Here is a 21936-nt window from a genome sequence, read left to right as displayed (position 1 = left end):
TTGTCCGGGTTCCCGCCGTGCGCGATCAAATATGCTACTTCCGGATGACCCTTACTGGCAGGCCAGACACTCGTCATAATCGGTGTTCGGCGTCTCCATCTGACCGGCTTCCACCTTTTCCGAGCCTGCAAAGGCAGCCCGCTGAACAGACTTCGAGCGGCAGTAATAAAGCGACTTGAGCCCCTTCTCCCACGCCGTCCAGTGCAGCATGTGCAGGTCCCATTTGGCGATGTCGCCCGGCAGGAACAGGTTCAGCGACTGCGACTGGCAGATGTACGGCGTGCGGTCTGCCGCCAGTTCCACGATCCAGCGCTGATCGAGTTCGAAAGCGGTCTTGAACACGGCGCGCTCATGCTCGTCGAGCTCTTCGAGGTGCTGGACCGAGCCTTCATGCTCCAGGATCGAACCCCAGGTTTCCGGCGTGTTGAGGCCTTTGCTTTCCAGCAGGGCTTCAAGCTGCGGGTTCTTCACCGTGAAGGAGCCCGACAGGGTCTTGTGGGTGTAGACGTTGGCCGGGATCGGCTCGATGCCGGCGGAGGTGCCGCCGCAGATGATCGAGATCGACGCGGTCGGCGCAACGGCCATCTTGTGGCTGAAGCGGGCCATCATGCCGGCGTCGCGCGCGTCTTCACACGGGCCGCGTTCTTTGGCCAGCTTCACGGATGCCGCGTCGGCGCCCTTGCGGACGTCCTTGAAGATCTTCTCGTTCCAGACCTTCGCCATGGCGCTTTCCATGGAGACGTTCATCTTCTGAAGGAAGGAGTGGAAGCCCATCACGCCGAGACCGACCGAGCGCTCGCGCTTGGCGGAGTAGACGGCGCGTTCCATTTCGGACGGCGCCCGCTCGATGAAGTCTTCCAGCACATTGTCGAGGAAGCGGAAGATGTCTTCGAGGAAGTTCTCGTCCTTCGACCATTCCAGATACTTCTCGGCATTGACCGAAGAGAGGCAGCAGACGGCCGTACGGTCCTCGCCGCGGTGATCGACACCGGTCGGCAGGGTGATTTCAGAGCAGAGGTTCGACTGCGTCACCTTCAGGCCCAGCTTGCGCTGGTGCGCCGGCATGGAATTGTTCACCGTGTCGGTGAACAGCAGGTAGGGTTCGCCGGTCTGCATGCGCAGCTCGAGAATCTTCTGCCACAGCTTGCGGGCGTTGACCGTCTTCAGCACTTCGCCGGTTTTCGGCGAGATCAGGCCGAACTCTTCATCATTGCGGACGGCTTCCATGAAGGCGTCGGTGATGTTGAGGCCGTGGTGCAGGTTCAGGGACTTGCGGTTGAAGTCGCCCGAGGCCTTACGGATTTCAAGGAATTCCTCGATTTCCGGGTGGTGGATGTCGAGGTAGCAGGCCGCCGAGCCGCGGCGGAGCGAGCCCTGCGAGATCGCGAGCGTCAGCGAGTCCATCACGCGGATGAACGGGATGATGCCGGAGGTCTGTCCGTTCTGGCCGACTTTCTCACCGATGGAGCGGACGTTGCCCCAATATGTGCCGATGCCGCCGCCATTGGAGGCGAGCCAGACATTCTCGGTCCAGGTGCCGACGATGTCGTCGAGCGAGTCGCCGACCTGGTTGAGGAAACAGGAGATCGGCAGACCGCGATCCGCGCCGCCATTCGAGAGAACGGGCGTCGCCGGCATGAACCAGAGCTTCGACATATAGTCATAGAGGCGCTGGGCGTGGGCCTGGTCGTCGGCGAAGGCCTTGGAGACGCGGGCGAACATGTCCTGATAGGACTCGCCCGGCAGCAGATAGCGGTCTTCCAGCGTCTTCTTGCCGAATTCGGTGAGGTTTGCATCGCGGCTGGAGTCGGTCACGACTTCCATGTTCGAAACCACACGCAACTGCGTATCAGCACCCGACTTCGGCTTCCCCTTGCGAGGCGCGTTTTCAGTCACAGCGTTGGCGTTGGTTGCAGACATGCGGCAGCCCTCCGGATCTATTGAAAATATAGGAACTTCAGCCCCAAGCGCCAATATGTGGCGCCCTCCGTCGTTCCTGACACTACATATAGTGTCCGAAGGTTAACACCCGGTCAACGTCGTTTGTCGGGAAAGCTTCACATTCGCCGTGGAAATCTGGTTAACAAACTCTTTCCGGAACCCTGAAAACTCAAGTACCACGGGCCTTCTGACCTGTGGAAATCATGATGGAACGCAGATCAGTGCATGAGGTGACCGCCGAAAAAACGGGCAAGGCCTGGCCGGCAATAAGGCGCGAAATCCGGGCCATACACTATCCCTAGTAGGTGCCTGTCCCCGAACACACGCAGAAAACGATTCCTGTCGCAGCCGATTCCCGGATGAGGCGAGCCGGATGAGTCGTCTCTCCTGCCCCGGACGGGCGGAATGAGATGGCATATCGATGAAATGGAGAAGATGAAGGAGACAGGCGAGCGACCCGGGCGGAAAACTCGTTGGGGCTGCTCCGTTCCCGGCCTGACCCGGTTGGCGAGCGGCCCGTCCGCCACCTGCCTCCCGCGAGCTATATGCGCAGAGGCCGCCCCGGACGCAAGGGCCAGAGTGAGTTCATGGCCAGACCAAGCCATGACCGCGCCGGACTATGACGGACCATCAAATGCTGTCCTGCTGAGGATCCTCATGCTAGCCATGACCCAACTTGTTCAAGAATGGGAAGGTTTCTCAATGAAACAAAAACTGCTCGCGATGGCCGCCGTGGCCGCATTGCTGAGCGCCGCACCGGCGCTCGCACAGGAAGACGAGGCGCCATCCAAGCGCTTCACCGCCGAGCGCGTATTCGACATGGAGTATGCGACGGATCCGCAGGTCTCCCCGGATGGCAAGACGGTCGTCTATGTGCGCCACGCCATGGACAAGATGACAGACCGCGACACGGGGCACCTCTGGTCGATCGATCTGGACAGCGGCGCGCACCGTCCGCTGGTAACCGATGTGTCGGCCGGCCGGCCGCGCTGGTCCCCGGATGGCTCGCGCATCATCTACATGTCTTCGAACGGCAATGGCCCCGAGATGCGCCTCCTTTATCTGGACAGCGGCCGCAGCTTCTCGCTGGCCCAGTTCACCGAGGAAGGCCCGAGCAGCGCAGTCTGGTCGCCGGACGGCAAGCAGGTCGCCTTCTCCATGTTCGTGAAGGGCGAGACGCCAAGCTTCGCCAAGCCCCTCGCCCCGCCGGAAGGTGCCAAGTGGAATGACGGCGTGAAGGTCATCAACGACCTCACCTTCCGCTTTGACGGTGCCGGCTACCTGAAGGACGGCGCCGAGCAGGTGTTCGTGCTGACCGTCGATGGCGGCACGCCGCGCCAGGTGACGTTTGAAGAGGCCGACCTCGGCGGGCCGCAATGGCTGGACAATGACACGCTGCTGGTTACCGGCAACCTCGCAGACGACCGGGACATGGATCCGATCGAGAGCGAAATCTACAAGGTAGAGCTGGCCGACAATTCGATCAGCCCCCTGACCAGCCGCGACGGGCCTGACCTTGGCCCAGTCGTTTCCCCGGATGGCAAGACCATCGCTTTCCGCGGGTTTGACGATCACCTGAAAGCCTATGAGCAGGCCAATCTCTACCTGATGGATGCCGATGGCGGAAACGTCCGGGAACTGGCGGCCGACTTCCCGCTGGAATTCGGCAGCGTCGCCTGGGCCCCGGACGGCAAGAGCATCCTCGCCCTCTGCGAAGACCATGGTGTGCTCAGCGTTTATAATGTCGAACTGAACGGCGATGTCAGCCAGGTTGTCACCAATGTCGGCGGCGCCTCCATCGGGCGTCCCTATGCCGAAGGCAGCTTCTCCGTCAGCGAAGGCCGCCGGCCGGTCATCGCCTATACGGCCGGCTTCTCCGACCGCCCGGCCGAGGTCGCTACGATCGGCGCCAATGGCAAGAACAACCGTGTCTTGACGGAACTTAATGCCGACGTCCTGCCCTATCTCGACATGGCGAAAGTGGAGGAGCTTCACGTCGCCTCCAGCGCCGATGGCCGCGAGATCGAGGCGTGGGTCGCCCTGCCGCCGGACTTCAAGCCCGATGGCAGCTTCCCGATGATCCTGGAAATCCATGGCGGGCCTTACGCCATGTACTCGCCGTTCTTCGGCAGCGAGATCCAGCGCTATGCCGCTGAAGGTTATGTCACCGTGTGGACAAATCCGCGCGGCTCGACCGGCTATGGCGAAGAGTTCGCCCAGCTGATCGACCTTGCCTATCCCGGCAATGACTATGACGACCTGATGAGCGTCGTCGATGAACTCGTTGCCAAAGACTATGTCTCCGAAGATCGCCTGTTCATCACCGGCGGCTCCGGCGGCGGCATCCTGACGGCATGGACCGTGACGAAGACTGATCGCTTCGCGGCCGCTGCCTCGATCAAGCCGGTGATCAACTGGATGACGATGGCCCTCGCCGGCGACATCGCGCAGTTCGTACGCCGCCACTGGATCCGCGCCGACCCATGGGCCGACCCGGAGGCCTTCCTCAAATTCTCGCCGATCCGCTATGTCGACAAGGTGACGACGCCGACCATGATCATGGTGGGTGAGGAAGACTGGCGCACGCCCGCCTGGGAAGCCGAACAGTTCTACACCGCCCTTAAAATGAATGGTGTGGACACGGTCTATGTCCGCGTGCCGGGTTCGCCGCACTATATCGCTTCCCGTCCGTCCCGCCTGATCGCCAAGACAGACAACATCATGGGCTGGTTCGCGAAGTATGACCCGGCGAAGAAAGAGGATGGGGCGGAAGACTGATGCCCGAACATCCAGCCCTTGTTGACAGCCTTGGCCTGCTCTCTGAGCGGGCCGGGGATGTGACGGAACAAGTATATGCGCGGCTGTTCGCGGCCTATCCGGATCTCGAAGACCTGTTCCTGATGGATACGGATGGCGGGGTGCGCGGCTCGATGCTGAGCCAGGCGTTTGAATGCCTGATCGATCTGGCGGACGGCCCCGGCACGCTGGCCGAAACCGTGATCCGGTCGGAACGGGTGAATCACGACACCTATGATGTGCCCGCCGGCATGTTCGAGGTCTTCTTCGACATCATCCGCGATGTGACGAAAGAAGTGGCGGGCAGCGACTGGTCGCCGTTGATGGAGGCGGCGTGGACGTCAGTGCTTGCCGACGTTTCGCGCCTCTCCCAGCCCCTGCCCGCCTGAAGCGCCGCGGGCCCTGCCTTTGACCCCGGCGCTCCGCACGGACAGCGCTAGTCGCCGGCTGGCGACTCGTCGCGTGTCCGCGTCTTGCCAACTCCGGTCACAATGCCAAGGCCAAACAGGATGAAGGCGCCGACGGCGATCCAGCTTGGCGCGATGCCGAGGAGGAAGGCACCATAGGCCAGTCCGGCGATGAAGATGACGAAGCCGAACAGGTAGAGAGAAAAAGACGACATGGCGCACGCTCCCGGTTCTTATGAGTCCGGGAACAAACGTCTCAAACCGCCTCCGGTTCCGATGGCCTTGCCGCTTCAATGCGCGGCAAGATCGCCTGAGGTCAGGATTGGCCACAGGGTGGCGACCAGAAGCAGCGATGCCGCGATGTTGAAAATCCGCAGCCGGAGGGGGCTGTGCAGGAACCGCCGAACCTGCGTGCCCATGACCGTCCAGGTGGACGTGCTGAACAGGCTGATGCCGGCGAAGATGCCCGCCATGATCGCAAGGCTGATGAAGGGATGGTCCGGCAGCGTGTAGGCACTGATCGCCGTCAGGGCCATCGCCCAGGCCTTCGGGTTGACCCACTGGAAGGCCGCCGCCTGCACGAAACTGAACGGCTTGCCCGTGTTTGCCTCCATGGCCGCGTCCGGCGGCGGGGCGGCATTGGCAATCTTCCAGGCGAGGTAAAGCAGGTAAGCGGCGCTGACGCCCTTCAGGACCAGCAAAGTCACCGGGAAGGCATCGAAAATCTGCGCCAGCCCCAGTCCGACCAGCACGATCATCAGGGTGAACCCGACCGTGACCCCGGCCATGTGCGGCAATGTCCGCTTCAGGCCGAAATTGGTGCCCGATGCCATCAGCATCAGATTGTTCGGCCCCGGCGTGATGGAGGCAACGAACGCGAACACGAAAAGTGCAAGGAGGAGTTCAAACGGCATCATGGCGCAACTTTATGCGAGCCATGACGCAATGTACTTGCATATTTGCTCAACGAGACACTATTTTCACAATTCATGACGGAAATTGATACCATAAACCGCAATATATTGCGCGAGCTTCAGGCGAATGGGCGGATCAGCAATCTGGATCTGGCCGAAAAAGTCGGCTTGTCCCCCTCGGCCTGTTTGCGCCGGGTGCAGGAACTGGAACGCACCGGCGTCATCACGGGCTATCGCGCCGTGGTCGACCGTGCCGCAACAGGCAATGGCTTCGTTGCCTACATCACGGTCGGCCTGTCACGCCACACGAAAGCCGATCAGACAGCCTTCGAAAAGGCCATGCAGCGCGCGCCGGAAGTCCGCGAATGCCACAATGTGACGGGCACGATCGAATACCTGCTCCGCGTCGAGGCGGCGGACCTGGCGGCGTATAAGCATTTCCACACGGAAGTGCTTGGTACGGTGCCGCAAGTCAGCTCCATCACGTCGTACATCGTGATGGGTTCGCCCAAGGACGAACGCGCCTGATGTCAGATCAGGCTTCGGCCTTCTTGGCGTTACGCTTGCGCTCGTGCGGGTCGAGGAAGATTTTGCGCAGGCGGATGTTCTCCGGCGTGACTTCCACGAGTTCGTCGTCGGCGATGTAGGCCAGCGACTTTTCCAGCGTCATCTGAAGCGGCGGCGTCAGGCGCACGGCTTCGTCAGAGCCCGACGCGCGCATGTTGGTCAGCTTCTTGCCCTTGAGGACGTTCACTTCGAGATCATTGTCGCGCGTGTGCTCGCCGATGATCATGCCGCCATACACCTTGTCGCCCGGATGGATCATCATCGGCCCACGGTCTTCGAGGTTCCAGAGCGCGAAGGCCACGGCCTCCCCCTGCTCCATCGCGATCAGCACGCCGGTGTGACGACCCTGGATCTTACCCTTGTGCGGGGCGTATTCGTGGAAGACGCGGTTCATGATCGCGGTGCCGCGCGTGTCAGACAGCAGCTCGCCCTGGTAACCGATCAGGCCGCGCGTCGGGGCGTGGAACACCATGCGCGTGCGGCCCGCGCCGGAGGGGCGCATGTCTAGCATGTCGGCTTTGCGCTCGGACAGTTTCTGCACGACGATCCCGGAATGCTCATCATCGACGTCGATAACGACTTCCTCGATCGGCTCCAGCTTGTTGCCGCTCTCGTCTTCCTGCATCACGACCTGCGGACGCGAGACCCCAAGTTCGAAGCCTTCACGGCGCATCGTCTCGATGAGGACGGCCAGCTGGAGTTCGCCCCGGCCGGACACGGTGAACGCTTCAGCATCCGAGGCGCGTTCCACTTTCAGCGCGACGTTGCCTTCGGCTTCCTTCAGCAGGCGGTCCCAGATCATGCGGCTGGTCACCTTGGTGCCTTCGGTGCCGGCAAGCGGGCTGTCGTTGACGCGGAAGGTCATGGAGATGGTCGGCGGGTCAATCGGCTGAGCGGCGATCGGCTCGGTGACGGACGGGTCGCAGAACGTGTCGGCGACGTTCGCCTTGGTCATGCCGGCCAGCGAAACGATGTCACCAGCCTGCGCTTCTTCGACCGGCACGCGCTCCAGTCCGCGGAAGGCGAGCACTTTCGAGACGCGGCCCTGCTCAACGAGACCGCCTTCGCGGTTCAGCACCTTGATCGTCTGGTTCGGCTTGATGCTGCCGGAGGCCACACGGCCCGTCAGGATGCGGCCGAGGAAGTTGTCGGCGGAAATCGTGGTGGCGAGGAAGCGGAACGGGCCCTCTTCCACTTTCGGCACCGGCACATGGTCCACGACCAGCTGGAACAGCTCGTCCATGTTGGCCTTCGCCGTTTCGTACTGGCTCGACATCCAGCCCTGCTTGGCCGAGCCGTAGAGGATCGGGAAGTCGAGCTGCTCGTCGGTGGCGTCGAGGTTGGCGAAGAGGTCGAAGACTTCGTTGACCACTTCGTCCGGGCGGCGCTCCGGCTTGTCGATCTTGTTCACGGCAACGATCGGCTTCAGACCGACTTTCAGCGCCTTGGAAACGACGAACTTGGTCTGCGGCATCGGGCCTTCGGCAGCGTCGACCAGAACGATAGCGCCGTCCACCATGTGAAGGATACGCTCCACCTCACCGCCGAAATCGGCGTGTCCGGGCGTGTCGACGATGTTGATGCGGTAGCCGTTCCACTCGACCGACGTCGTCTTGGCGAGAATGGTGATGCCACGCTCTTTTTCCAGATCGTTGGAATCCATCATCCGCTCAGCCGTCTTCTCGTTTTCACGGAAGGTGCCGGACTGTTTGAGGAGCTCATCCACCAGCGTCGTCTTCCCGTGGTCGACGTGGGCGATGATGGCGATGTTACGCATTTTTTCGATAGGCGTGGACATGTACGGCAGGCTTTCGGGAGGTAAGAAAGGGGAATTCCCGCGCCCGGTACAGGATGCCGCACGGTTTGGCTATGCCCAAGTGTCAGAAAGGCCCCAGGAGCTGAACAGCTGCTATATCGGCAAAGGCTCCGCTTCCTGTTGCAATCGTCATGGAACAGAGCCCTGCGCCACTCATTGATAAGGTACAGGGCTGGACGGGACCGCGCGACACAATCCGCGCGCCAAATTAGCAGGAAAGGATTCATCATGACGAAACGTGCCGAAAACCGCACCCTCGCCATTCTCGCAACCGACGGATTTGAGCAGATCGAGCTGACCTCGCCGAAAGAAGCCATCGAGAATGCAGGCGGCACCTGCAAGATCGTGTCGCCGAACGATCAGCGCATCCAGGGCAACAAGCACCGCGAACACGGTGACTGGTTTGATGTGGATGTGAAACTGGACGAGGCGAAGGCGGAAGATTTCGATGCGCTGCTCATTCCGGGCGGCCTGTTCAATCCGGACGCGCTGCGCCGGAACAGCAGAGCCCTTGCATTCGTCTCGGCTTTCTTTGAGCAGAAGAAACCGGTCTTCGCAATCTGCCACGGACCGCAGGTCCTCATTTCGGCCGGCCTGGTGAATGGCCGTAAAATGACGGGTTTCGCCGCGATCCAGCAGGACCTGAAAAATGCCGGCGCTGTCGTGACCGACGAAGCGGTTGTCGTGGACGAAGGACTCGTCACCTCGCGCAATCCGGATGACCTTGACCAGTTCAATGCCAAGATCGTTGAGGAGATCTGCGAGGGCAAACATGCTGGCCAGCGCGAGTCCGTGACCGCCTGATCAGGAAGCTTCCGCGCGGTGCCGTCTTGATCACGGTCAAAAGCTGCTGCATGCGCGTTGCATGACGAACTCAAACGATATGCCGCTTGCGGCGAAACCGATAGATCGTGCCGCGCACCGGCGGCTGGACGAGGCCTGGCTGGAAGAAGCCTTTGCGCGCGAAGACGTGCTCGTTCTGCTGATGAAGAATGGCGAACCCTTCGTGCATCCGGGCCGTGAGAGTGGGCTGGTCTGGATGGGGCCGGAAGCAGCACGCATTTCTCCGGGATCGCCTCGCCTCTTTCTGGGAGAGGACAAGGCCGGGACGCCCGTGTTCGCGATCGACCTGCCAGAACGTTTCGATCATGATGGATCGCTGATCGCGGGCGCGGGAAAATTTCTCGATTTCCGTGCGGCTGCCGGATTGATTCCGGAGATGGATGGCAACTGCGCCTCGACCGCGCGGTCGATTTTCATGTGGCACCAGAGCCACAGGTTCTGCTCAAAATGCGGTGCGGAAAGTGCGATGGTCGAAGCCGGATGGAAACGGCAATGCCCGTCGTGCGGCGCCGAACATTTCCCTCGCACCGATCCCGTCGCGATCATGCTGGCGGTAAAAGATGGCAAGGCGCTGATCGGAAGACAGAAGATGTGGCCGCCGGGTTTCTATTCCTGCCTCGCCGGATTCTGCGAACCCGGAGAAACGATTGAGCAAGCGGCGGCGCGCGAAATTTTCGAGGAAGCTGGTGTAGTTACTGATGCTGCGAGCGCAGAGTATGTCGCGTGCCAGCCCTGGCCCTTCCCCTCTTCGTTGATGGTCGGCCTCATCCTGGAAGCGGAAGGGTTCGACATTTCGATCGATGAGAAAGAAATCGAAACGGCCCGCTGGGTGACGCGCGAAGAGATGGTCCGGATTCTGAACCACTCTCATGAAGAGATCTTCGGGCCGCCGCCGATGGCCATCGCCCACCACATCATGAAAGCCTGGTCAGAAAAAGATCATTGACCGCACACGGAAGGCGTGTTTCGCCTCTCTTCACAGGCGAAAATCTGGAGTTGAGTTCGCGCGAATCACAGTAGTGAGAAATTTGCCACTGACAGGAGATCGGACATGGCAACTGCAACGAAAAAACCGGCTGCGAAAAAACCGGCGGCAAAAAAGCCAGCCGTGAAAAAGCCGGTCGCGAAGAAACCGGCCGCTAAGGCTGCGACTGCAACGAAGACCGCTGCCGCCAAAAAGCCGGCCGCAAAGAAACCTGCTGTCGCAAAGAAGCCGGTTGCAAAGAAACCGGCTGCGAAGCCGGCCGTGAAAAAAGCTGCTCCGAAAGCTGCCAAGCCTGCTGCAAAGAAGCCGGCCGCCGCCAAGAAGCCTGCTGCGAAGAAACCGGCTGCGAAGAAAAAGTAAGCCGGACAATAAAGTTCCAGGAAAAGCGGACGCGGGAAACCACGTCCGCTTTTTTTATTTTCGGAAGGTCAGAGAAGGAGCGCTCAGAAACGGTGCTTCAGGCCGATCTGGAATCCATCGACATCACCGTCCGACGTGCCTTGCTCCGCATAGTAATTATAGCCACCGGTCAGGCTGGTCGCCCCCGTTAGGGAAACCTCGGCCCCCAGACTGCCGGCGAAACCGTACCCACTCGGTGAACTTGAGTTTGTCCTGCCGGCTCCAAAATCCGGACTGGAGCCGGTTTCCTGCGTAATATCGTATTTGTAATGTGATACCCCGGCCTTGCCGACAAGACGGATACGATCAGTCACAGGCAAATGGCCAACGCCCATCAGATCAATGCGATGTGTAAGGTCTGCCGACATCCGGTAGGATGGGAGGGTGACCGTATTTCCATTAAATTCAATCGTGCTCGAAGGTGAGAAAGTCCCGTCTCCGTCAACGCCGGTGGCTGCGGTCACTTCGGCGCCAAAATAGCGGTTGAAGTCATACCCGCCCGTCAGGCCCAGCGCCTGATATTCGTAGGGACTGTCAGTCTCCTGCAAACGCTCATAGCTCAGTCCGGCATACCAGCCGGACTCGTCCGAGCCTTCGGCATAAGCGCAGGGAATGATGGCCGCAGCGGCCATAAGGAAGGTGAAAGTTCGCATCCAGGTATCCTTTCAAAGTGTTGGATACCTGTTCCTTCAGATTTAATTACCCTCAACCTCAAGTTAAACGAGAGTCATGACGCAGAATTCACGCAAGACTGTCGTAGTGGCACCTATTCCTGCAGGTCCTGCCATTGCGCGTCTGCCTTTTCGATGAAGCCCGGAACATCGGCATTCCACTTTTTCTGAATGCCGGCATTGTAGTTCAGGTAAAGCTTGCCATCGACGATCTTCCAGTATTTCGCATCACCCTTGGCGTATTTGCCGTCGGCCATGGCCCAGGCGCAGTAACCGCCATATTGCGGGGCGTAGGCCGCCGGGTCCGCGAGGAAGGCGTCGCGGTTTGCGGCTGAGGCAAACTGGAACGTGGCGCCCATATATTCCGTGGAGAATTCCTTGGCCCCCTTCACCGGCTCGCCTTTGGTGAAATAGGCCACAGGGTCATACCCCTGCAGGGCTGTATCCGAGAACCGGCCGGTATAGATTGCCGGCTCCGCATGGGCTGTGGGGGCCAAGGCTGCGACTGGTGCAAAAGCAACGAACGCTGCCAGGAACAGAGGACGAAGTTTCATTGGAAGATATCCTTTCAGGAAGTGAGCCCGGCCGCCAGCGAAGGGTGAGGCGTGGCGGCCGGTCGAAGCTTCAGGCAGCGGCGTGCCGGGCTTCAGAATGGAGAGATGTTTTCACGGGCGGCACCAGGACATTCCCGATACCGGCAAGCATGGCGACAAGGGTCTCGCGACGCGCCGCCAGCATTGCAATCGAGCTGAGCCAGACCGTGACGGCCATGGCGAACAGGCCACCACCATCATTGTTCGGATCGATGCCCAGCGGCGTCCAGAGGTGGAAGTTCACCGCGCCGGTCATCACGGCGACAGCGATCAGCGCGCCGAGTGTCTGCAGGCGGCGCAGCGTGGGAAACAGGCCAAGCAGGAGCAGCGTTGCCGCCACCAGTTCTGCAGTACCGATGACATATTGGCTGAACAGGCCCGTCTGGGCGAACAGGCCGGGCGCGCCGAAGCTGGCAGCCCAGGCATCGAGCCGACCGAAAATAACCTGCGTCTCGATCGCATTGGTGAATTTGAACCGCAGACTATCGAGGAACACCGCTGAAGCCACGAGGCTGTAGGCGATGGGCGTGTATTTCTTTATTCGTGCAAGCATGATGGCGTCTCCCTTTAAGCCGCTTGTCTCATGGCGCCCCGCACACAGGCAAAGCAAAGGCGTGTGAACATCGCTCACGGATTCGTGGGCCATTCGAGAGCGGGAATTGCGCCTGCCCCCTCGCAGAACAGCCCCGCCTTCCCTACATACAGGGCCGTTCTGCAAGGGGGTTCGAATGGACCGGATCGATGCAATGCGCCTGTTCGTCCGTGTGGCGGATGCGGGCAGCTTCTCTCGCGCTGCTGCGGATCTCGGGATCGGCCAGCCGACTGTCTCGCGCCGGATCCAGGATCTGGAATCCCAGCTCGATGCGATGTTGTTCCTGCGCACGACGCGGGCCCTCAGCCTGACCGAAGCCGGCGAGCGCTTCTATCGCCGTGCCGTCGATATCCTCGCTGAGTATGATGAGGCCGAAGCCGAGGCCCGCGGACTGGAGCACGAACCCGTCGGCCTGCTGCGCATCTCCTGTTCCCACTCCTTCGCCCGCCATGTGATCGCGCCCGAAATTGCGAGCTTCATGCGGATCTATCCGCATGTGAAGTTCGATGTGATCGGCGACGACTTTCTCACCGACATTGTCGGCGAAGGGGTCGACCTTGCCTTCCGCCTTGGCGAGCTGACCGATTCCAGCCTGATGGCGAAGAAGCTGGCAGAGGCGCCGCGCGCGCTATGGGCCTCCCCCGCCTACCTGGAGCGCAAAGGCACGCCGCAAAAACCGGCAGACCTCGCCAAGCATGACGCGCTGATCTTCCGCCATACCCGATCCACCATTTGGACACTGACCAATGGCAACCAGAAAGAGGACGTGACCGTCGACGGGCCGTTCCGCGCCTCTGGCGGCGAGATCCTGCAGCAGGCCGCCGAGGACGGGCTCGGAATATTGATGGCGCCGGGCTGGCTCGTTTCGAACTGCCTCGGATCGAACACGCTGGTGCGCGTCCTGCCTGAGTGGAACGCGCAAAGCCTGTCGATCCACGCCGTCTGGGCCGCGGGCAAACTCCGCGGCAAGGCGAAGTTATTTGCAGACCACCTGGCCGACAGCCTGAAAACGAAAATCCAGATCTGCTAGCCTTCGCGGTAGCCCGCCGCGGGGAACACACCCACCAGCTTCATCATCTGTGTGAAGAAGCCGACCTCCTCCAGCGCTAGCTGGACGGAACGCTCATCCGGATGGCCTTCGATTTCGGCGTAGAACTGCGTCGCGGTGAAATTGCCGCCGACCATGTAGCTTTCCAGCTTGGTCATGTTGATGCCGTTGGTGGCGAAACCGCCCAGCACCTTGAAGAGCGCCGCGGGAATGTTGCGCACTTCGAACAGGAATGCCGTCTTGGCCGGCCCGTCGCCAAGCTCGATCTCGGAAGGTTCGCGCGACATGATCACGAAGCGGGTCGTGTTGTGCGCGGCGTCTTCGATGTCTTCAGCCAGAATTTCGAGGCCATAGACTTCGGCCGCCAGACGCGGTGCGATGGCGGCAAGGGTCCGGTCGCCGCTTTCGGCCACTTCGCGCGCGGCGCCAGCCGTATCCGACGCCGTCACCGAATCAATTCCATGCTCCCGCAGGAATTTCCTGCACTGGCCGAGACCCATGATATGGGACCGGGCCTTCTTGACCTCTTCCAGTTTCACGCCCGGCAGGGCCATCAGCTGGAACCGGATCGGCAGGTAGTGCTCAGCAACGATCTGAAGGCTGGTCCCTGGCAAAAGGGAATGAATATCGCTGACCCGGCCGGCAATCGTGTTTTCGACGGGAATCATGGCCAGATCTGCCTCGCCCTTCTCCACAGCGGCGAAACAATCCTCGAATGTCCGGCACGGCAAGGGTTCCAGCGCTGGAAAAGCCTGATTGCAGGCGATGTGCGAATTGGCCCCCGGTTCGCCCTGATATGCGATTTTTCCCGTCATTTTTCCGGCCTTTACCGTATTTCTTGCTGCGTCGGATCGCCGCGACGAACAGGGGAAGCTTCCCTATCGCGCAGCCTTTATATTGCGGGCCATCCGTTAGCGTGCCAAAAGGCGCGCGCGCAAGACTTATGACCAGACAGATTCGAAGGAAGATCCTCATGGGGGAACTCGGTCTCAACAAGATCCTGGGAGCGCTGCTGGCGACCGCACTGGGCCTTTTCGGGCTCAAGACGCTTTCTGATGTGGTGTTTGCCCATGGTGGAGAAGGCCACGGGGAAGAGCACGCTGAAGCGACTTCCCTGTCGGAGCAGATGTGCGAAAAATTCGCTTACTGCGTCGAAGTTGCCGGCGGCGGCGCCGCGGCAGCTGAAGAGGAAGAAGTGTTCGACCTCGGTGCCCTGCTTGCTGCTGCGGACATTTCGCGCGGCGAACGCACCTTCAAGGGCCAGTGCACAACCTGCCACACGATTGAAGAGGGCGGCGCCAACGGCACCGGCCCGAACCTTCATGGCGTTGTCGGCGCTGCCAAGCACCATCTTGCGGACTTCAACTACTCCGCTGCCATGACCGATCTCGGCGGCACGTGGACTTATGAAGATCTGAACCATTGGCTGGAAAACCCGAGCTCGTTTGCCCGCGGCACGTCCATGTCCTTCGCCGGTCTCCGCAAGGATCCGGACCGGATCAACGTGATCGCCTACCTCGCCGCGAATACTCCGGACGCCCCGCCGTTCCCGGCCCCGTTGCCGGTCGCTGGTGAAGACGATGGCGCTGCTGCTGCCGAAGAAGGGGCTGAAGCCCCGGCAGAAGGGGAAGAAGCTGCTGCCCCGGTCGAAGACGCTGTGGAAGGTGCAGCCGAGACGGTCACCGAGGCTGTCGTTGAAGAGGCTGATGCTGCTACCGAAACCGCTGAAGAGGCTTTTGACGAAGAAGCCCCGACGCCGACGGAAGAAGAAGGCGAGTAAGGCTCAGGCGCCGGTCTTCCAGGCCGGCACCATCCCCTTCTCTGAAGATATTTGTATGCGCCGGGCCCCTATGGGCTCGGCGTAATACTTTGCGATCCGGGTCACGGCTTCCTCGAATGGCTCGTGCGCAGCGGCCATATGCCAGGCATTGGCGTGCAGGAGGTGGCCGGAATCGGTCATGATGCCGGCATGGCCTTTCCAGAACACGATATCCCCGCGCTGTAGCGCGCCAGGGGCCTGCCAATCGGCAATGGCCTCTCCGGCCCACGCAAACTGCATGTCACTGTCGCGCGGCAGCAGCACACCTGCCGCCTCGAAGGATTGCTGGGTCAGTCCCGTACAATCCAGGCCAAGCCCGGACCGCCCGCCCCAGAGATAGGGCGTGCCAATGTACCGCTCAGCCACGCTGACCGGATCCTCCTCAAACACGTCGAGCGGCGCCAGGTGGCGATGATGGACCCATCCGGCATCCTGGCACTGCCGCCAGTCGCCTTCCTCTGCCATCACGCTGACACGCGCGCCCAGGCTCAGTATCAGCTGCGGCGGAGATTTCAGGTCCGGCCTCGCATAGGCGTGGGTATGTGGCCGTGTGATGCGATGCGTTGGGGCAAGCAGGCGTTCGGACAGCCTCGCCAACGCCACCCATCCGACATAGCGGTCGCGCTGGCACTGAACGAGCGCAAAGCCGTGCTGCTCTTCGAAAACATCCAGGATTTCGCCAAACAGCGCTTCGGTGGCGAGGCGGGAATCCGGTAGCGGACCTTCCCGGACTGCCACGCTTCCCGCGCGCACCTGTACGGGGCGGCACGGCCTGTCAGGCGGTGTCAGTCGGGTATCATTATAGTCAGGCATGGAAAGCCCCGCAGCGTTGTCCTACGCCGCCGAAGCCTTGCGTGCTTTCGAGCTTGCGGCAGCTTCCTGATCCTTGCCGGAGGATGCGGCGAGAACAAGGCCCGCAAACCGGCGAAGATATGTCATGCCTGCTGGGCGGCGTTCCAGGAAGATGTTCCGCAGGTCGGCCTCATCGCGTACGCGCTTGATGAAATCGAGGCGCTCCAGCGCATCCAGTGCGCGGGTGACGGCCGGTTTGGCAATATTCAGCTGCTCGGCAAGACCCCGCACCGTGTGCGGCCCCGGCATGAGGGCGATGGTCATCAGGATGGCCTGCTGGCGGGCTGTCAGGTCCGGCGCGTCGGAACGAACCGAGGCAGTCACCGCACGGCGCCACAGTTCCAGACCTTCGCGCTCTGACAGTTGCATCCTGCTCATCCCCTTTGATTTTCGTCTTACGCAAGAATCTCAGGTGATTTGCGGACTCCGTCCAGCCCTCTGCGCGCCGATACGGCAGTGCTTGCCCCTTCACATTGTGGACAAAACACACGACATTGGACCCATGAGCGCCACAGACAGCCATTCTCATGTCCACGCCAACACGCCCTGCAGTCCGCAGGACGTCGACGCGTTCCTGAACGAAGCCGAAACCCTGGTTGCCCGCCAGGGCCAGCGGATGACGAAAATCCGCCGCAAGGTGTTGCGCCTGCTGCTGGAGAGCACTGAGCCCGCCAAGGCCTATGACCTGCTCGCGAACCTCGACGGGGAAGGCTCCGCCAAGCCGCCGACGATCTATCGCGCGCTGGATTTCCTTCAGGATACAGGTCTCGCCCACAAGATCGAGAGCCTGAACGCCTATGTCGCCTGCGGGCATGCCAGCCACCGTCATTCGGCTGTCTTTCTGATCTGCGACAAATGCCATGGCGCCGAAGAGCTCCATGCCGAAGCGACCAGCGCCGCCCTCAAGGCCGAAACGGATGCGGCCGGTTTCAAAATGTCCCGCGCAGTTGTGGAAGTGCGCGGTATCTGCAGGGATTGTGCTGCGTGAAAACTCTCTGGCGGGGAAGCTGCAATCAGTGGGATTGCGACGAGATGGGGCACATGAATGTGCGCGTCTATGTCGAGAAACAAATGGAAGGCCTGGCGGTCTTTGCCCATGCGCTCGGCATGCCGCATGCCTTCCGCCAGAACTCACCATCGACCATCGTGCCGGTGGACCAGCATATTCGGTTCGTCCGCGAAGTCCTGCCTGGCCGGCCGCTCAGCATGAAGGGCTGCCTGATCGAGGTCGGTGAGGCCGACGCACTCGTTTATCAGGAGCTGCGCCACGCGGATGGCCAGCTGGCCGCCGCTTTCCGGACTCGGATCATGCATATCGACACAGCCGGACGCGAACCCTTTGCGTGGGGCAAGAGCGTGCGCGCGGCCATGGCCGACGATATCGGCACGCCGCCTGACGAGTCAGCCCCACGCTCCATCGATCCGGAGGCCACAGGCCTGCCCTATGACGACATCTCGATCGAGACACCGCGCGACCTCGGCATCGCCTGCATCGGCATGGGCGCCGTGCCGCCGCAGCATCTGGACGTGCACGGACGGATGTCTCCGGCATGGGTAATTGGGCGTGTATCGGATTCCGTCCCCAATCTCCTGTTCGACTGGCGCAAGAAAGTGGCCGCGGCGGCAGGCGATCTTCGCATGGGCGCGGCGGTGCTGGAATACCGGATCCGCTATCACGACATGCCGGAAGCGGGTGACCGGTTCGAAGTCTATACCGGCCTTGGCGGCGTTCAGGGCAAGACCCATAGCCTGCTCCACTGGCTGATGGATCCGGTATCCGGCAAGCCATGGGCAACCAGCCAGGCGACCGCCATCACGCTCGACCTCGACGCGCGCAAGGCCATCCCCGCCCCGGTCGCAGCTATCGAGGAACTCGAACGCCTCGCCCCGAAAGGCCTGTCGATCTGACTTAAAGCGCCGTCGCGATAATCTCGGCGACGCGCGGGATGTCTTTCAGGTTCAGCCCAGCGATATTGATGCGGCCCGATCCCGGCATGTAGAGACCGAATTCTTCTCGCAAGGCTTTCGCGCCTGCCGGCGTGACCGGCAGCTGGCTGAACATGCCGTTCTGCGTCGTAAGGCTTGCGAGCAGGTTTGAGCCGGTGCGCTGGACGAGTTCCCCCGACAGGGCCTTGCGCAGCGAAATCATCCGCTCCCGCATCGAGGTTAGCTCCGCTTCCCATTCGGCGCGCAGGGCTGTATCGCCAAGGATCGTCGCCACAATGCCCGCGCCATGCGCCGGCGGCATGGACCAGGTCGCCCGGGAAATGTCCGCCACATGGGTGGTGGCTGCCGCGATGCCGTCCGCCGTTTCGCCCACCGCAAGGAAGCAGCCGGCCCGCTCGCGGTAGAGACCGAAATTCTTGGAACAGGAATAGGAGATCAGCGCCTCGCCGGCCGCGTCTATGAAGGCGCGCACGCCGGCGATGTCTGCGTCGAGGCCATGCGCGAAGCCGTGATAGGCAACATCCAGCATGACGATCAGGCCGCGTTCCTTCACGAAGGCGCCGAGGGCGCGCCAGTCTTCCAGTGTCAGGTCGATACCGGTCGGGTTGTGGCAAGGCCCCTGCACGATCACGCCGTCGCCGCGCTCTGCCTTGGCGAGGTCTTCCAGCATGGCCGCGCGGTCTGCTGTGCCCGTGTCCGGATCGGCATAGCGGTAACTGCCGGTCGTGAGACCTGCCGACTGGACGACTTTCGGATGGTTCGGCCAGGTCGGGTCAGACACCCAGACTTTTTTCACGCCGAGGCGGCGCATCAAACCGACACCCAGCGAGAGCGCGCCGCAGCCGCCCGGCGCGGTGAAGGACAGCGTGCGCCCTTCCTTGCGGACCGGCGCGTCCGCACCGAACACGAAATCTTCGATGGCGGCGCAGAAGTCGACATTCCCGCGCGGGCCTTCATAGACCTTCGTCGTCTGGCGCTGCAGCATCAGCGCTTCGGCCTTGGCGACGGCGGACATGACCGGCGTATTGCCCTGGTCATCCTTGTAGACGCCGACGCCGAGATCGAATTTCTCGACCCGGTCATCCTCGCGGAATGCGGTCATCAGGCCGAGCAGTGCGTCCGGCGGCAGAGGCGAAAGCGGAGAGAATGCAGAAGTCATGGCGCAGCCCTAATCCGGAGCGTGTCCGGATTCAATCCTCCACGTCTGACAGATGGCTTTAGCCGACGATCGTGGCCTCGGTGTTTTCCTTCACATCCTGCAAGGAGACGCCGGGCGCGAGCTCGATCACTTTCAGACCACTCTCGACGACATCGAAGACGCAGAGGTCCGTGATGATGCGGTTGACCACGCCCTTGCCGGTCAGCGGCAGGGTGCAGGCCTTCAGCACTTTGGTCTCGCCCTTCTTGTTGCAGTGATCCATCACCACAACGATGCGCTTCACGCCGGCGACGAGATCCATCGCGCCGCCCATGCCCTTCACCAGCTTGCCGGGGATCATCCAGTTGGCGATGTCGCCATTCTCGGCCACTTCCATCGCGCCGAGGATGGCGATGTTGATATGGCCGCCACGGATCATCGCAAAGCTGGTGGCAGAGTCGAAAAAGCTCGTGCGCGGCAGCGTTGTGATCGTCTGCTTGCCGGCATTGATCAGGTCAGCGTCTTCCTCGCCCTCGAACGGGAACGGACCCATGCCCAGCATGCCGTTCTCGGACTGGAGGGTGACGTCCATGTCGTCCGGAATGTGGTTTGCCACCAGCGTCGGAATGCCGATGCCGAGGTTCACATAGAATCCGTCGTGAAGTTCCTTTGCGGCGCGCGCCGCCATTTCATCGCGTGTCCAGGGCATTAGTAGTGCTCCCGCTTGCGGACTGTCCGTTGTTCGATGCGCTTTTCGAAGGTGCCTTGCACGATGCGCTGCACAAAGATGCCCGGCAGGTGGATTTCGTCCGGGTCAAGATCGCCGGTCGGCACGATTTCCTCGACCTCTGCGACGGTGACCTTGCCGGCCATCGCCATCGGCGGATTGAAGTTGCGGGCCGTCTTGTTGAAGACGAGGTTGCCCTGCGTGTCGGCCTTCTCGGCCTTCACGATGGAAAGGTCTGACACAAGGCCGGTTTCGAGGATGTAGGTCTCGCCGTCGAAGTCGCGGTGTTCCTTGCCCTCTGCCACCAGCGTGCCGACGCCCGTCTTGGTGTAGAAGCCGGGAATGCCCGCGCCCCCTGCCCGGCAGCGCTCTGCCAGCGTGCCTTGCGGGTTGAACTCCAGTTCAAGTTCGCCGGAAAGATACTGGCGCTCGAACTCCTTGTTCTCGCCGACATAGGACGAGATCATCTTCTTGATCTGGCGCGTCTGCAGCAGCAGGCCGAGGCCGAAATCGTCCACGCCCGCATTGTTGGAAATCGCTGTGATGTCCTTCACGCCGCTGTCGCGCAGGGCGAGGATGAGATTCTCCGGAATGCCGCAGAGGCCGAAGCCACCGGCCATCACGGTCATGCCGTCGAAGGTGAGCCCCTCAAGGGCTTCCTTCGCAGAATTATAGACCTTGCTAGACATGGACAGGTCCTGTCGCTCCCTGACTTGTGCGCCAGGCCGGGAGCGCTTCCCGGCAAGGCGCGTTCATTTATGTTGCGTAGCACAATTTCCGGTGACCCGAACCGGTTTCCGGGGCCCAAAATTTCAACAGGCGTTGAAACACAGGCGCCGGCGGAAAACAAGACGTCAGATCCGGTTTTATGAGACCGCTTCGACCGTCTGTTCGATGGCGCCGAAGATCGAGTGCCCGGCCTTGTCCAGCATCTCCATGCGCACCGTATCGCCCGGTTTCATGAAGGGGGTTTTCGGCGCGCCGTCCGCGATGGTTTCGATCATCCGGATCTCGGCGATGCAGGAATAACCGAGCCCGCCTTCGCTGACCGGCTTGCCTGCCCCGCCATCGGCATCCTTGTTGGACACGGTGCCGGAGCCGATGACCGTGCCAGCCGTCAATGGACGGGTCTTTGCCGCGTGAGAGACGAGGCGCGCGAGGCTGAACGTGGCATCGACGCCGGCATTGGCCCGGCCGAAGGGCTGGCTGTTATAATCCACATGCAGCGGCAGGTGGATGACGCTGTCTTTCCAGGCATCGCCCAGTTCATCCGGCGTGACGGCGACCGGCGTGAAGGCGCTCGGCGGCTTGGACTGGAAGAAGCCGAAACCCTTGGCGAGTTCGCCGGGGATCAGCCCGCGCAGCGACACGTCATTGCACAACATGATGAGTTTTATGTGGGCCGCCGCATCTGCCTCGGAGACGCCCATCGGCACATCATCGGTGATGACGGCGACCTCCCCTTCCATGTCGCAGCCCCAGGCGATATCGCCCAGCGGGATGGCATCGCGGGGCCCGAGGAAGGCGTCAGAGCCGCCCTGATACATCAGCGGGTCGTCATAGAAGCTTTCCGGCACCTCGGCGCCGCGCGCCTTGCGCACCAGTTCGACGTGATTGATATAGGCCGACCCATCCGCCCACTGATAGGCGCGGGGCAGCGGGCTTTCGCAATCATGCTCGTGGAAGCGGAAGGTTGGGACAGAGCCCAGCTCCACCTGCTCTGCCAGCTGCTGCAGACGCGGGGCCGTGTGCGCCCAGTCATCCAGCGCGGCCTGTAGGGTCGGCGCGATAGACGCGGCATCGGTCGCGCGCGTCAGGTCTTTCGAAACGACAACAAGACGCCCGTCACGGGCGCCGTTCTTGATAGTGGCGAGTTTCATG

General features: G+C 61.6%; 24 protein-coding genes and 1 other RNA gene. 9 read left to right on the top strand and 16 right to left on the bottom strand.

Translation table 11 applies throughout. The features are described 5' to 3' along the window. Positions 1-51 precede the first annotated feature (51 nt). Positions 52-1920 (bottom strand): ribonucleoside-diphosphate reductase subunit alpha, encoded by a 1869-nt coding sequence (locus tag HY17_RS04725; protein WP_034763364.1) that lies wholly within the window; start codon positions 1918-1920, stop codon positions 52-54. Positions 1921-2380: 460 nt separating this feature from the next. Next, an RNA gene (gene ffs / locus HY17_RS19840) (signal recognition particle sRNA small type) lies at positions 2381-2474 on the bottom strand. Between the two features lie 169 nt (positions 2475-2643). Between ffs and HY17_RS04720 the strand changes: the two genes are divergently transcribed. Continuing rightward, positions 2644-4719: a S9 family peptidase gene (locus HY17_RS04720; RefSeq protein WP_034763622.1), complete on the top strand. Its 2076-nt coding sequence runs from the start codon at positions 2644-2646 to the stop codon at positions 4717-4719. Further along, positions 4719-5126 carry a globin gene (locus tag HY17_RS04715; protein WP_034763361.1) on the top strand — a complete coding sequence of 136 codons (408 nt, stop codon included), beginning with the start codon at positions 4719-4721 and terminating at the stop codon, positions 5124-5126. Before HY17_RS04720 ends, HY17_RS04715 begins: the two co-directional genes overlap by 1 nt. A 47-nt stretch (positions 5127-5173) precedes the next feature. On the opposite strand, the gene HY17_RS04710 is transcribed toward HY17_RS04715, so the two are convergent. Both HY17_RS04710 and HY17_RS04705 read right to left on the bottom strand, forming a co-directional pair. After that, positions 5174-5359: a hypothetical protein gene (locus HY17_RS04710; RefSeq protein ID WP_034763358.1), complete on the bottom strand. Its 186-nt coding sequence runs from the start codon at positions 5357-5359 to the stop codon at positions 5174-5176. Positions 5360-5434: 75 nt separating this feature from the next. Continuing rightward, the gene (locus HY17_RS04705) at positions 5435-6058 is read right to left on the bottom strand and encodes a LysE family translocator (protein WP_034763618.1); all 624 of its coding nucleotides are present in this window, start codon (positions 6056-6058) and stop codon (positions 5435-5437) included. Positions 6059-6133: 75 nt separating this feature from the next. Between HY17_RS04705 and HY17_RS04700 the strand changes: the two genes are divergently transcribed. Continuing rightward, on the top strand, positions 6134-6586 hold the full coding sequence (locus tag HY17_RS04700; protein WP_034763356.1) for an Lrp/AsnC family transcriptional regulator: 453 nt from the start codon (positions 6134-6136) through the stop codon (positions 6584-6586). Between the two features lie 7 nt (positions 6587-6593). On the opposite strand, the gene typA is transcribed toward HY17_RS04700, so the two are convergent. Next, complete coding sequence (gene typA, locus HY17_RS04695; protein ID WP_034763353.1) at positions 6594-8423, bottom strand: translational GTPase TypA; 1830 nt, start codon at positions 8421-8423, stop codon at positions 6594-6596. Between the two features lie 246 nt (positions 8424-8669). Between typA and HY17_RS04690 the strand changes: the two genes are divergently transcribed. Next, positions 8670-9245 carry a type 1 glutamine amidotransferase domain-containing protein gene (locus HY17_RS04690; RefSeq protein ID WP_034763350.1) on the top strand — a complete coding sequence of 192 codons (576 nt, stop codon included), beginning with the start codon at positions 8670-8672 and terminating at the stop codon, positions 9243-9245. A 61-nt stretch (positions 9246-9306) separates the two neighbouring features. Then, entirely contained in the window at positions 9307-10230 is a 924-nt protein-coding gene (gene nudC / locus HY17_RS04685) for an NAD(+) diphosphatase (protein ID WP_051599701.1), read from the top strand. A 65-nt stretch (positions 10231-10295) separates the two neighbouring features. Here nudC and HY17_RS20175 read toward each other — a convergent pair whose 3' ends face one another. From HY17_RS20175 to HY17_RS04665, 4 genes are all read right to left on the bottom strand, one after another. Next, a complete protein-coding gene (locus HY17_RS20175) occupies positions 10296-10589 on the bottom strand; it encodes a hypothetical protein (RefSeq protein WP_155843528.1) in 294 nt (97 codons plus the stop codon). A 123-nt stretch (positions 10590-10712) separates the two neighbouring features. Further along, on the bottom strand, positions 10713-11321 hold the full coding sequence (locus tag HY17_RS04675) for an outer membrane beta-barrel protein (RefSeq protein WP_065383301.1): 609 nt from the start codon (positions 11319-11321) through the stop codon (positions 10713-10715). 113 nt (positions 11322-11434) lie between these two features. Continuing rightward, entirely contained in the window at positions 11435-11893 is a 459-nt protein-coding gene (locus tag HY17_RS04670) for a YHS domain-containing (seleno)protein (RefSeq protein WP_034763343.1), read from the bottom strand. A gap of 70 nt (positions 11894-11963) precedes the next feature. Then, on the bottom strand, positions 11964-12485 hold the full coding sequence (locus HY17_RS04665) for a hypothetical protein (RefSeq protein ID WP_051599700.1): 522 nt from the start codon (positions 12483-12485) through the stop codon (positions 11964-11966). Positions 12486-12660: 175 nt separating this feature from the next. Here HY17_RS04665 and HY17_RS04660 point away from each other — a divergent pair, with 175 nt between their 5' ends. Further along, a complete protein-coding gene (locus tag HY17_RS04660; protein WP_034763341.1) occupies positions 12661-13554 on the top strand; it encodes a LysR family transcriptional regulator in 894 nt (297 codons plus the stop codon). On the opposite strand, the gene HY17_RS04655 is transcribed toward HY17_RS04660, so the two are convergent. After that, the gene (locus HY17_RS04655; protein ID WP_034763338.1) at positions 13551-14387 is read right to left on the bottom strand and encodes a prephenate dehydratase; all 837 of its coding nucleotides are present in this window, start codon (positions 14385-14387) and stop codon (positions 13551-13553) included. The two genes, HY17_RS04660 and HY17_RS04655, sit on opposite strands and share 4 nt — an antisense overlap. 158 nt (positions 14388-14545) lie before the next feature. Here HY17_RS04655 and HY17_RS04650 point away from each other — a divergent pair, with 158 nt between their 5' ends. After that, positions 14546-15352, top strand: a complete 807-nt coding sequence (locus tag HY17_RS04650) for a cytochrome c family protein (RefSeq protein WP_034763335.1) — start codon at positions 14546-14548, stop codon at positions 15350-15352. 3 nt (positions 15353-15355) lie between these two features. Here HY17_RS04650 and HY17_RS04645 read toward each other — a convergent pair whose 3' ends face one another. After that, entirely contained in the window at positions 15356-16204 is an 849-nt protein-coding gene (locus HY17_RS04645; RefSeq protein ID WP_034763333.1) for an NlpC/P60 family protein, read from the bottom strand. Positions 16205-16225: 21 nt separating this feature from the next. Further along, positions 16226-16612 carry a MarR family transcriptional regulator gene (locus tag HY17_RS04640; protein WP_034763330.1) on the bottom strand — a complete coding sequence of 129 codons (387 nt, stop codon included), beginning with the start codon at positions 16610-16612 and terminating at the stop codon, positions 16226-16228. A gap of 133 nt (positions 16613-16745) precedes the next feature. On the opposite strand from HY17_RS04640, the gene HY17_RS04635 reads away from it, so the two are divergent. After that, positions 16746-17231: a Fur family transcriptional regulator gene (locus HY17_RS04635; RefSeq protein ID WP_034763327.1), complete on the top strand. Its 486-nt coding sequence runs from the start codon at positions 16746-16748 to the stop codon at positions 17229-17231. After that, positions 17228-18151: a thioesterase family protein gene (locus HY17_RS04630; protein WP_139068976.1), complete on the top strand. Its 924-nt coding sequence runs from the start codon at positions 17228-17230 to the stop codon at positions 18149-18151. The genes HY17_RS04635 and HY17_RS04630 overlap by 4 nt, the downstream gene beginning before the upstream one ends. 1 nt (position 18152) lies before the next feature. Here HY17_RS04630 and HY17_RS04625 read toward each other — a convergent pair whose 3' ends face one another. From HY17_RS04625 to HY17_RS04610, 4 genes are all read right to left on the bottom strand, one after another. Next, positions 18153-19349 (bottom strand): amino acid aminotransferase, encoded by a 1197-nt coding sequence (locus tag HY17_RS04625; RefSeq protein ID WP_034763324.1) that lies wholly within the window; start codon positions 19347-19349, stop codon positions 18153-18155. Positions 19350-19407: 58 nt separating this feature from the next. Then, a complete protein-coding gene (locus HY17_RS04620) occupies positions 19408-20037 on the bottom strand; it encodes a CoA transferase subunit B (RefSeq protein ID WP_034763322.1) in 630 nt (209 codons plus the stop codon). Then, positions 20037-20744 carry a CoA transferase subunit A gene (locus HY17_RS04615; RefSeq protein ID WP_034763319.1) on the bottom strand — a complete coding sequence of 236 codons (708 nt, stop codon included), beginning with the start codon at positions 20742-20744 and terminating at the stop codon, positions 20037-20039. Before HY17_RS04615 ends, HY17_RS04620 begins: the two co-directional genes overlap by 1 nt. 177 nt (positions 20745-20921) lie before the next feature. Continuing rightward, positions 20922-21935 carry a fumarylacetoacetate hydrolase family protein gene (locus tag HY17_RS04610; protein WP_034763316.1) on the bottom strand — a complete coding sequence of 338 codons (1014 nt, stop codon included), beginning with the start codon at positions 21933-21935 and terminating at the stop codon, positions 20922-20924. Position 21936 lies beyond the last annotated feature (1 nt).

The organism is Hyphomonas sp. CY54-11-8 (assembly GCF_000682735.1).
Taxonomy (GTDB): Bacteria; Pseudomonadota; Alphaproteobacteria; order Caulobacterales; family Hyphomonadaceae; genus Hyphomonas.
The sequence above is the reverse complement of the archived record's forward strand: the minus strand, read 5'-3'. Positions and strand labels throughout refer to the sequence as shown.